The sequence below is a fragment of the Nonomuraea sp. MTCD27 genome (assembly GCF_041950495.1).
In the GTDB taxonomy this organism is placed as follows: domain Bacteria; phylum Actinomycetota; class Actinomycetes; order Streptosporangiales; family Streptosporangiaceae; genus Nonomuraea.
The window spans coordinates 16,698-26,504 of record NZ_JBGNUW010000048.1 but is presented as its reverse complement, the minus strand read 5'-3'; the positions used below and the strand labels follow the sequence as shown (position 1 = coordinate 26,504).

Annotated in this window: 12 protein-coding genes; all 12 read right to left on the bottom strand. The window is 71.1% G+C overall.

Annotated elements, in window-relative coordinates:
* Positions 1–38 precede the first annotated feature (38 nt).
* The 12 genes from ACBJ59_RS61315 to ACBJ59_RS61260 all read right to left on the bottom strand — a co-directional run bounded on the left by ACBJ59_RS61315 (position 39) and on the right by ACBJ59_RS61260 (position 9,780).
* Positions 39–470, bottom strand: a complete 432-nt coding sequence (locus ACBJ59_RS61315; RefSeq protein WP_375119137.1) for a hypothetical protein — start codon at positions 468–470, stop codon at positions 39–41.
* Positions 467–853: a hypothetical protein gene (locus ACBJ59_RS61310; RefSeq protein ID WP_375119136.1), complete on the bottom strand. Its 387-nt coding sequence runs from the start codon at positions 851–853 to the stop codon at positions 467–469. Before ACBJ59_RS61310 ends, ACBJ59_RS61315 begins: the two co-directional genes overlap by 4 nt.
* Positions 854–863: 10 nt before the next feature.
* Complete coding sequence (locus tag ACBJ59_RS61305) at positions 864–1,256, bottom strand: DUF6093 family protein (protein WP_375119135.1); 393 nt, start codon at positions 1,254–1,256, stop codon at positions 864–866.
* A gap of 2 nt (positions 1,257–1,258) precedes the next feature.
* A complete protein-coding gene (locus ACBJ59_RS61300) occupies positions 1,259–1,648 on the bottom strand; it encodes a hypothetical protein (RefSeq protein ID WP_375119134.1) in 390 nt (129 codons plus the stop codon).
* Positions 1,649–1,651: 3 nt separating this feature from the next.
* Positions 1,652–1,984, bottom strand: coding sequence for a hypothetical protein (locus ACBJ59_RS61295; RefSeq protein WP_375119133.1), 333 nt, complete (start codon positions 1,982–1,984; stop codon positions 1,652–1,654).
* 18 nt (positions 1,985–2,002) lie between these two features.
* A complete protein-coding gene (locus tag ACBJ59_RS61290; protein WP_375119132.1) occupies positions 2,003–3,217 on the bottom strand; it encodes a DUF5309 family protein in 1,215 nt (404 codons plus the stop codon).
* Between the two features lie 23 nt (positions 3,218–3,240).
* A complete protein-coding gene (locus ACBJ59_RS61285; protein WP_375119131.1) occupies positions 3,241–3,963 on the bottom strand; it encodes a hypothetical protein in 723 nt (240 codons plus the stop codon).
* Between the two features lie 136 nt (positions 3,964–4,099).
* A complete protein-coding gene (locus tag ACBJ59_RS61280) occupies positions 4,100–4,303 on the bottom strand; it encodes a hypothetical protein (protein ID WP_375119130.1) in 204 nt (67 codons plus the stop codon).
* Positions 4,300–6,030 carry a hypothetical protein gene (locus ACBJ59_RS61275; RefSeq protein ID WP_375119129.1) on the bottom strand — a complete coding sequence of 577 codons (1,731 nt, stop codon included), beginning with the start codon at positions 6,028–6,030 and terminating at the stop codon, positions 4,300–4,302. The genes ACBJ59_RS61280 and ACBJ59_RS61275 overlap by 4 nt, the downstream gene beginning before the upstream one ends.
* A complete protein-coding gene (locus ACBJ59_RS61270) occupies positions 6,008–7,483 on the bottom strand; it encodes a phage portal protein (RefSeq protein ID WP_375119128.1) in 1,476 nt (491 codons plus the stop codon). Before ACBJ59_RS61270 ends, ACBJ59_RS61275 begins: the two co-directional genes overlap by 23 nt.
* 79 nt (positions 7,484–7,562) lie before the next feature.
* Positions 7,563–9,308 carry a terminase large subunit gene (locus ACBJ59_RS61265; protein ID WP_375119127.1) on the bottom strand — a complete coding sequence of 582 codons (1,746 nt, stop codon included), beginning with the start codon at positions 9,306–9,308 and terminating at the stop codon, positions 7,563–7,565.
* The gene (locus tag ACBJ59_RS61260) at positions 9,283–9,780 is read right to left on the bottom strand and encodes a phage terminase small subunit P27 family (RefSeq protein ID WP_375119126.1); all 498 of its coding nucleotides are present in this window, start codon (positions 9,778–9,780) and stop codon (positions 9,283–9,285) included. The genes ACBJ59_RS61265 and ACBJ59_RS61260 overlap by 26 nt, the downstream gene beginning before the upstream one ends.
* Positions 9,781–9,807 lie beyond the last annotated feature (27 nt).

The window sequence follows — 9,807 nt, the reverse complement described above, 5'->3', positions numbered from 1 at the left end:
CCCGCACACCAGCAGGTGACGGGCGATCTACACGTGGATCAGGCGGTGCGGTCGCAGCGCGCCAGGTACTGGGCGGTGCCGAAGAACAGCCCGGTGCTCTCCTCGTCCTTGCGGACCGGCTGCGAGCCTTCCTGCCGTACCGGACGGATCCTGCGGCCGGGCACGGCCGGCGGGTTGCGCCGCGTCAGGGTGTCGACCTTGCCGGCCAGCAGCAGCGCCTGGCCGAACGTCACGCCTACGGACGTGGCCTGCCAGCGCACGTCCATCGGCACGCTCTCGTCCAGCGCCCGGTCGACCGGGCTCTCGGTGCCGATGTCGGGGTAGAGCACCACGTACGGGGTCGGTGCACCGTCCGGAGCGCCGCCGAGGTACACGCTGGCCGCTTCCGGCAGCAGCGCGTCGAGCATGTCCCGGTAGGCGGTGATGACCTCATACGCGCCGGCCTCGTCGACGTCGAACGGGACGCTCACAGCAGGCCCCTGGCGAAAGCGTCGACGGCCGCGTTGAACTCCGGCTCGATCGCCACGGTGGCCCGGGCGCCGTCGAGGTGCGGCGGCTGGTTCGGGCCGCCGTACTCGAACCCGGCGCCCATGCTGCCCTGCTTGCGGGCGCGGTCGGGGCCGACCTCCCACACCACGGCGCCGGGGTCGGTGTTGATCTGCTCGGCGGTGATGCTGCGGGGGTAGTGCTTGCCGTGCTTGCCGGCGGTCTGCCGGGCGTTCTCCTGCCACAGCTTCTGCAGTGCCAGGGCGTGCTCCTTGACGAGCGGGTAGGCGCCCTCGGCCGCCCGGCGTTCGCCGTCGTCGATCCATTCGGAGATGGCCAGCAGCTCGCTGGCGTCCAGCTCGGCCACGATCGCCTCCTCAGGCCCGGTCTTCGATGATCAGCTTGCGCGTCACCGCGGTGGACTTGTAGTCGACGTCGACGACCTCCATGGCCCGGCCGACCACCCACGCGTCCGGCGCCGCGGTCATCGTGGCCCGGTCCTCCGGCAGCACCGGCGTGGCGGCCGACCACGGGATCTTGAGTCTGTACCGGTGCAGGACGACCTCGCCTTCTCCGTAGGCGGCGTCGCGGCCGGCGCCGAGCGGCGCGATCTTGCAGGGCCCCTCGTACACCGTGGTGAAGACGTCGACGACCTGCAGCGTGTCCGGGTCGGTGGTGGTGCCGGTCTTGCGCTGGATCAGCACCTGGTCCTCGAAGACGACGTCGGGCACGAGCTCGCGCGCCCCGGCCAGCGCGTCTTGCAGCGCCACCGCTACACCTCCTCGACAGCCGGGTACAGCGGCGCGATGGAGAACGACCGGCCGGCGGCCGCCGCGCCGGACACCGCGGCCACCAGGTCGTCGTACTCCTCGTCGGTCAGCTCCAGCTTGCCGGAGGCCTGGCCCGCATCACGTTGGTATTCGTAGTCGTCGCCGAACCCCTCCCGGAACTTCCCCTCGGGGTTGCGGATGGTGCGGGCGACCATGTCGAAGCACACCGATACCGCGATGTCCGGGACCGGGTCCGCGGTGAGCAGCTGCGGCACGCGGCCGCTCATGATGGCGCTCGCGTCCGCCAGCCTCGCGCTGATCCGGGTCTCCTCGGACGATTTCACGGCCCGCTCGAACCGGTCCTTGAAGTCCTGCAGCGTCGCGAACGCCATCGTCTACTCCTCCCGCAGGCTGGCCAGCGTGTCCCGGGCGGCCAGCACGCCCCTGCGGGCCTTGCCGGCCTCCTCGGCCGCCAGCACCCGCTCGGCCTCGTCCCGGTCGGCGTCCGCCAGGTGGGCGAGCACGTCGTCCACGGTGTGCTTGGCCGGGTCGAACGGGGCGGAGGAGTCGGAGACGGGGGGCTCCGACCCCTCCGGGTCTGTGGCGCGCTTCCAGCCGTCGATGCCGTCGACGGCCAGGGAGCGCAGATGCCGGTCCTCGTCGGACCCGTCGACGGTGAACGCGCGGGCGATCTTCTTGCCGTCGACGAACCTCTCGTACAGCGCCATGATCGGCTTCCCTTCCGGTTAGACGGCCAGGCCGCGGTAGGCGGCGTGGGCCCTCTCCATGCCGTATTCGAGGCCGATCTCCCCATACAGCTGGACCTTGTCGGCCGAGCCCGTCTTGGCCAGCGGCTCCTCGAAGAACACGCCCTTGCCCGGGACGGACAGCAGCACCGGGCGCAGCATGTTCAGGCTGGCCACGATGAGAGCGTCCCGGGGCACGTGCCGGTCGAGCATGATGTTGAACCGGCCGAAGTCGGTCACCACCGTGTCCACCGCGACACCGCCCATGGTGCGGGAGGTGTCGATGTAGATGACCTTCGCGCCGGCCTCGGCGTAGGCCTTGGTGACGGCCCGCTTCTGGGTCGAGTTGACGATGATCGTCGCGGTGCGCTGCTCGGACAGACCGCCGTTGTCCCACGCCTGCTGGATCAGCTCGTCGATGTGGGTCGTGGTCAGCGCGGTGGTCCACGGCTTGATGTAGTCGATGTTCGACGTCGAGGTGCCGAGGGTGATCGCGGCCCCGCCCTGGGTCGCGGCCACCTTGAACGTGTTGGTCGCCTTCGACACCACGTAGTACACCCGGCCGGCCATGATGTTCGTGGCGTCGCCCGTGCTGGTGAACACGATCTTGTCGTTGTCGGCCAGCGCGGTGGCGGTCTCAGTGATCGTGTCCGTGGCCGAGCTCAGGCCGGTCACGGTGCTGGTGGCCTTGGACACCTTGTTGGTGGTGATCGCCTCCAGCAGGCCGCGCATCTTGCGCGGGCTGGCGTTCGAGGTCGGGTTGGCGTACTTCCCGTTGATCATGGAGAAGTTGACGTCCAGCGCCATCTGCTTCAGGGTCTGCTCGACCTGCCAGTCCAGCTCGTTGGTGACCGGCTGCTCGCCGCCCACCCCCCGGTACGGCGCGGACTGCGGGGTGGCCACCTGCCCGGTCGCCGCCTGCTTGGTGTAGGAGACGGCCACCTGCTCCTGGTGGATCTCGACGACGTTGCGCACCGCGTCGCGCACCCGCTCCTCGGCGGTCGGCGCGTCCGCGCCTTCCGTACGGGTGCGCTGCGCCGGATCCCTGAGGTCGTACTGTTCCCATTCGAACTCGACGGCGTCGGTCTGGCCGCCGCCGGTCAGGCCGCCGATCGCGCTGAGCAGCGGGGTCTCCTCGGGCGTCAGCCCCCAGAGCTGGCCGTGGTAGTTGGGCAACCCGAACGTGGTGCCGATGCCGGTGACAGATCCCGCCATGGTCCTCTCCTAGGTCATGATCTTTACGTCGTGGTGGTGAGCGCGGCCTGCTGCCGCTTGAGGCGGATCGCCTCTCGGTGGTTGCCGGCCTTCTCGGCCTCGGCGATCTGCACGGCCAGGTCCGGTGTCCCGCCCGGCCTCGCGCCCTGGGACGGGTCCGGCTTCGGGCCCTTGCGGCCCGCCTTGCCGAGGTGCGGCTTGCGCTTGAGCAGGTCCGCCAGATCGGCCTTGATCTTGTCCGTGTCGACCTCGTCGTCCTCGCCGGCGTACGCGGCCAGGTCGAGGAACGCCGCGGCGTCGGACGGGTCGGCGAAGGAGTCGGCCGCGGCCGCGCGGATCTCCGCCTTGACCGTGCGGTCGACGAGCGCCTGGGCGCGCTGCTCGGCCTGATCGGCCCGGCTGGCCGCCTTCTCCAGGTCGCTCTTGTTGGCGTCCTCGAACTGCTTGACCTTCCGCTCCGCCTCGCGGGCCCGCTTCTCCGCCTCGCGCGCCTTGGCCCGCTCAGCCTCCAGCGCCTTCTGTCCGCCAGTGCCGAGCGGCTTGTCGTCGCCTCCGTCGTCGCCCTTCGCGGGCTCCGTCTTGGCCGGCTTGCCGTCGCCGTCGCCCTGGCCCTGCCCGGCATCGCTGCCGCCGTCGCCGGCGGGCTGCGGTTCGGGAGCGCCTTCGGATCCGCCGGCCTGCAGGCGGATCGGGCGGCCGTTGCGCCGGTAGCCGATGATGGCGCCGGGCATGGTGATGTCAGCCATCGTGGCTGTTCCTCTCTGGTGGGTCGCCGCGGCGTCGCGCCACGGTGGTGAGCGCCGGCGGTATCGCACCGCAGGCGTGGTGATGACCGCGGCGAGCGCCGCGGTGGTCAGGAGGGCCCGTCAGGGGCGGCCGGGATCAGGCGCCGTCGTCGGCGTCGTCGACCGCGTCCGGCGCCGGCGGCCGGATCGCGAGGTAGGCGCGGACCCACACCTGGGTCAGCGCGCGTGAGGTGTCGTCCTGGCCGGCCGCGTACGGGCATCTGGTCATCGGCCATTCCCGATGTGCGGCGAATCGCGCGTGCGTGACGGCGGCGCGGGTCTGCGCTTCGGTGAGCGTCATATGCCCGCGCCTCCGATCTCGCGTGTCGTGCGTGCCGCCCTGCGGTCGCTGTCGCGTCCGAGGACCTGGGCGCGGAACTCGGTGAGCGTCATCCGCGGGTGGTCGTTCCACCAACGGCGCAGCTCCTCCGAAGCGTACGCGGTTGCTCTGCTCGTCGGCCCGGAGAACAGGCTGATCGGGTCGATGCCGGCTGCCTGCCCGGCCTTGTTCAGCAGGTAGCCGTTGGTGGCGTTCTCGGCCTGCAACCACTGTGTGTGGGTCCAGTCCCGATACAGCCGCGCGACGGTCTGGTCCAGGGACTCGCCTTCACGCCGGTCTGCCTCGAGGGCCGCGCGCCGCTCCTCTCGGCGCAGCTGCTCGGGGTCGGCCTGGTACACCTCGGCGTAGGCGTCGATGTAGTCCCAGCCCTGGGCCACGAGCTCGTCGACGCGGCGATCGTCATCGGTGATCTCCAGGTCATCCCAGCTGCCCCAGCTCTCGGTCGGTGCGGGCGCCGGTTCCGGCTCGGCGAGCGGTTCCGGCTCGGCGAGCTGGTCGCGGCGGCTCATCTCGGCGGCCGCGCGCTCGATCTCGTGATCGTCGCCGAGCTCCAGCGCCTGGTTGAAGAACTCGGCCAGGCCCTCGTCGGTGAGCGCCTGCAGCTGCTCGTCGGTGAGCCGCTCGATCGCCGGCGCGGCCGCCTCGGGCTCGATGGCCGGCCTGTCCGGCTGACTCTCGGCGGGTGCGCGAAGCTCGATCGGCCGCACAGGCTGCACGGGCTGCGCGCGGCTGTCGAGCAGGTAGCCGAACCTTCTCAGCAGCCGGATCGCCTCGTCGCGGTCGCCGTCGGCGTCGGCCAGGAGCTGCTCGGGCATCGGCCGCGGCACCTGGGACCGGCGGTAGCGATCGCCGCGCTGCCGCTTGAAGTCGCCGAGCTTCCGGCCGGCGATGCCGCGCACCGTGGTGCCCTCGGTGGTGACGCGGCGGCCGCCGGACGCGGTCGACATGCCGCGGCGCGCGTTGACGATCTGGCCGAGGTCCGCGCCGAGCTTGATCGCCTCGGCGCCCGCCGCGGTGAATGCCCGCTGCTGCTGCTCGCCGGTCATCTGGTCGAACAGCTGGCGTGGAGACGCCGGCGGCTCGTCGCCTTCCCGGTGCGGCACCATCGTGCAGTCGCACCGCTCGTGGCGCTGAAATCCCGTCGACCACGGGTAGGTTCTGCCCGCCAGGACGATGCAGCGGCCGCACGCCGGCAGCGACACGTGCCTCACGTAGGTGACCCATGTCCGGGTGCCGGTGATGCCGACCTGGTCCGCCACGCGCGAAGCGTCCGAGATCTGCGTGTCCACGATCCGGGTCAGGCTGGCCAGCCCGGACCGCAACGCCGTGGCGTCGTCGGCGCCGCGCACCAGCCACGCCGCGCTCTGCAGCGCGGGCTGCATCAGCAGCCCGGCCAGCGACCGGCCGTCGGAGGCGATTCCGGCCAGCGCGAACGGGTTCACCGCGGCCGCCGGCGGCGGCACGCCGTGCTCGGCGGCCAGCTGCCGCAGATACGGCATGGTCAACCGCGCGGCCGCCACCTGGCCCGTGCTCAGCAGCTGCACCATCTGCGCGAGCAGCTCCATCCAGCCGTCGATCACCGAGCCGGCCTCGACGCGGGCCCACAGCAGCTGCGCCTGCTCGGCGACCTCGGCGGCGAGCTCCTGCTGGGCTCGGTAGTGGTCCTCAGCGACCTGCTGCAGCGCCACCGTTCACCCCTGCAGGCTGACTGCCCGGCACGGGCGGCGGCACGGCCTGGCCGTCGTCGACCGGCTCGCCCGGGCCCGGCTTGGGGCCGATCCCGGCCGCCAGGTCGCCGGCAAGCGCCCGCTCCATCGCGCGGGCGGCCGCCTGCTCGCGCCGGCGCATCCGGCCGCGCTGCACGGAGGTGTAGCCGAGGTCCTCGCGCGCCTGCTCGCTGTCGATGATTTTCGCGGTGACCTTCTTGACCGTGGCGTCGGCCTTCGCCGCCTCGGTCGGGGTGCTGGCGTCGCGCCAGATGGTTTCCAGCGACCGGGATTTCTCGTTCCACGCGCCGTCCTGGATGCGCTCGGCCAGCCGCATGACTCGCTCCCACGAGCCGCCGAACGAGCGTTGTTTGCGCTCGGCGCGCTTGACCAGCCGGGCCTCGGAGCTGCGGATCGCGTCGGCCGAGGCCGGGTTCTCTGTGCTGTATCCCAAGTAGTGCGGGGGCAGCCCGCTGATCGACGCGACCAACCTCGCGAGCGAGTTGATCGTCTCGTGGAAGTTGGCCAGGGACGATTCCGGGAACTGGCCAGCCTCGATCTCGCCGGGGCCCTTCTCGTTACTCCACAGCCGCCCCATCAGCTGGGACCACGTCCCGGCGGGCTTGCCGTCGGGACCGACGAAGTCGCCCTTATCGACGCCCCACACCCACCTGCGCGGGATGGCGTGATACTCCGCCCCGACCATCATGTCTGTGGCGATCTTGCAGGCGGCGTCCGACAGCGGGACGACGTCGACCAGCTCGCTCACGCCCAGCGGCCGCAGCGGCCGCGGCCGGTTCACCAGCGGCTCGACCGGCGGTCTGCCAAGCTTGTGCTCGTCGCGGTCGATCTCCGTCCAGCCCTCGTCAAAGTGGAAGTGGATCGTGGCGTTCGGCAGGTAGAGGGTGGCGTACTGCTGGCGCACCTGGCCGCCCACCGACAGCTCGTCGTCGTTCCAGCGGCGCAGCGCCGCCCGCACCCGGCGGGTACGCGGGTCGGTGTCGGCGTACATCTGCAGCGGTGATTCCACCGTGATCAGCGGCGGCTCGTCCTCCTCCGGGTTCGCCCCGACGCACACGAACCCGCGGCGCATCGTCAGCGCGTCGACGTGGCCCATCTGGGACTGCTCGTCGAGGTCGTTGTACTGCCAGATCTGCCACAGCTTCGTGTCGGCCTCGGCGTCGGAATCGCGCCGGAACCCCTCGACATCCAGCCTCTCCTCGACCGAGTCGACGATCAGCCGCGGCCAGTTGATCACGACCTTACGGATCCGGCCGTCCAGCTCCTTCAGCAGCTCCGGATGCATGTAGGACAGCGGCTGGCAGCCCTCGTAGTAGTCGTCGAGCTGCCGCAGAGAGCCGAGCTCGGCATCGTGCCGGCGCGCCAGCCGTTCCACCCACTCCAGCGGGTCGAGCTCCAGGTCCTCGAACGCCACAGCGTCACCCCCTTCACTCGCATGTGGTTCCGGACGGCCGACCGGGGCCGATCAGCCGGCCGCCCGGCGTCTGCAGGTGTCAGCCGGTGACGGTCATGCGGCCGCTCTTCTTCTTCTTGCGGCGCAGGTAGCCGTCCAGCCCGAACACCGCGGCGGCGATCCCGTCGATGCGGGCCTGCGATTTCAGCCGCTCAGGCTTGACGATCTTGTAGTTGTCGTTGCCGTCGCCCTTGACCTCGACCACCTGGGCGTTCCAGCGGGCGACCGGGTGGCCGCCGTGCCGTATGCGGCCGGCCCCGATCTGCTTGCCCGATCGGCCGAGCAGCCGCTGCAGCTCCTTGATCGACGGGGACTGTCCGACGAAGGTCTGCGCGATCGGCACGACGTCGACGCCGCGCAGCGCGGCGTCGAGCTCCTGGACCAGCTGGCCGGCGAACATGCGGTCATACCCGACGCGCTGCATGTCGACGTGCTTGCAGTCGGCCTCCACGTCGGCCTCCACCGCGGCGTAGTCGATGACGTCGCCCTCGGTCGCCTTGACGAACCCTTCGCGCACCCACCGGGACAGGGGCACCTGCAGCTGCCGCTCCAGGTCCTCGACCTTGTCCTGCGGCACCCAGAACCGCCAGTACATGTCCAGCTCGACGTCGGGCTGCTCGGACTCCACGCCGACCCACCACGCGGTCAGGTCGGACACCGCCGACAGGTCCAGGCCGCCCCACGCGCGCCGGCCGCGCGCGGCCGACCAGTCGGTCATGCCCGCGGTCGCGTCCCACACGTTCAGGTCGATCAGCCGGGACCGGTCGCGCATCCTGCGGTTGAGGTGCAGCCGGCAGAAGGTGGCGAAGTACGACGGCGTGACCCGCGCCTTGCCGGCCTCCTTGCGCAGGTAGCGCAACGTCGGAGACGTGCCCAGGCCGGGGTTGGCCTTGCGCCAGGTGGACTCGCTGAACGGGTCGTCGCCCTCAGCCGCGGCCCAGATGACCGCGTAGAACGACGGATCCTCCACCACGACGGCCGCGCACTTCTCGGCGTAGCTGTGCTTCTCGTCGTAGATCGTGCCCTCGTCCGCCTCGTCGGCGGTCGTGATGAAGATGATCAGCGGCTGGTCCCGGGCGCCCGTGCCGGTCTCGATCGCGTCGACCAGGTCGCGCTTCTTGTGGACGTGCAGCTCGTCCACCACGCCGCCGCTCACGTTCAGGCCATGCGCGGTCTCGGCCACCTTGCTCAAGGCGCGCAGCACACCGCCGGTACGCGGCACCCGGATGACCTCGGCCAGCGCCTCGACCTTCCGCCGCGCCGCCTTGGACGTCAGCAGCATCCGCTTGGCGTCCTCGAACACCCGGCCCGCCTGGTCCAGGCTGCCCGCGGCCGCGTACACCTCGGCGCCGGCCTCGCCATCGGCCAGCAGCAGCACGTTGGCGATGCCGGAGGAGATCGTGGACTTGCCGTTCTTACGCGGGACCTCGACCAGCGCGGCCCGGATCACCCGGACGACGCGCTCGCACTCCTCATCCCACATCACCCAGCCGAAGATCGGCGCGATGATCCACACGACCTGCCACGGGTCCAGGCCCTGACCGATCACGAACCGTCGGCCGGCCCACCGGCCCTTCGTGTGACTGAAGGCGCCCAGCGCTCTGAGCGCCTTACGGGCGTGATCGACGGAGTAGTACGCCCCCGGCTCCCGATCGGCCTGGAACGCCACGACCAGCGGCCGCTTGTCGGCCGCGTCCTGGATCTGCTCCGGAGTCAGGCCGAGCTCGATCAGCGCCTCGTACGGAACGGGCAGATCGAGATCAGTCGAAGGGGTCGTCGTCTCCATCGTCATCCCCCGGCGGCTTGATCCCCGCCCGGGCCGAGGGACTCAGGCCGAGCTCCCTGACGTACACCTTCAGCTGCGCCCGGTACGCGCTGGCGATCGTCGTCGCGCCGTGCTTCTGCCAGCCGCGCTCGCCCGCCATGAGCAGCCCGTCACGCGAGATGGCGCGCTCGCACTGGTCCAGCCGGGCCACGCACACGCAGTAGTCCCGCACCAGGGCCTCGTCGACGTCGCCGAGGCCGGCCGTCTTGGTGAGCACCGGCACGACCCGCCGCCACTCCCGCCGGGCCACGTTTCGGGCCCGGATGTTCTCGCCGCGGATCGATCTGTTCTTGCTGGCGGGGAAGACCTCGCGCCAGTCCGGCTCGGCCAGGTCCCCGGGCGGGACGACCACGCCGGCCTTGACGGGACGCTTACCGGGGTTGCCCTCCCGTACGACCTGCAGGGCGGGCCGTTTGCGGTGCGGATCGGCCATTTTCCACCTCCCGCCCACGAGATGATG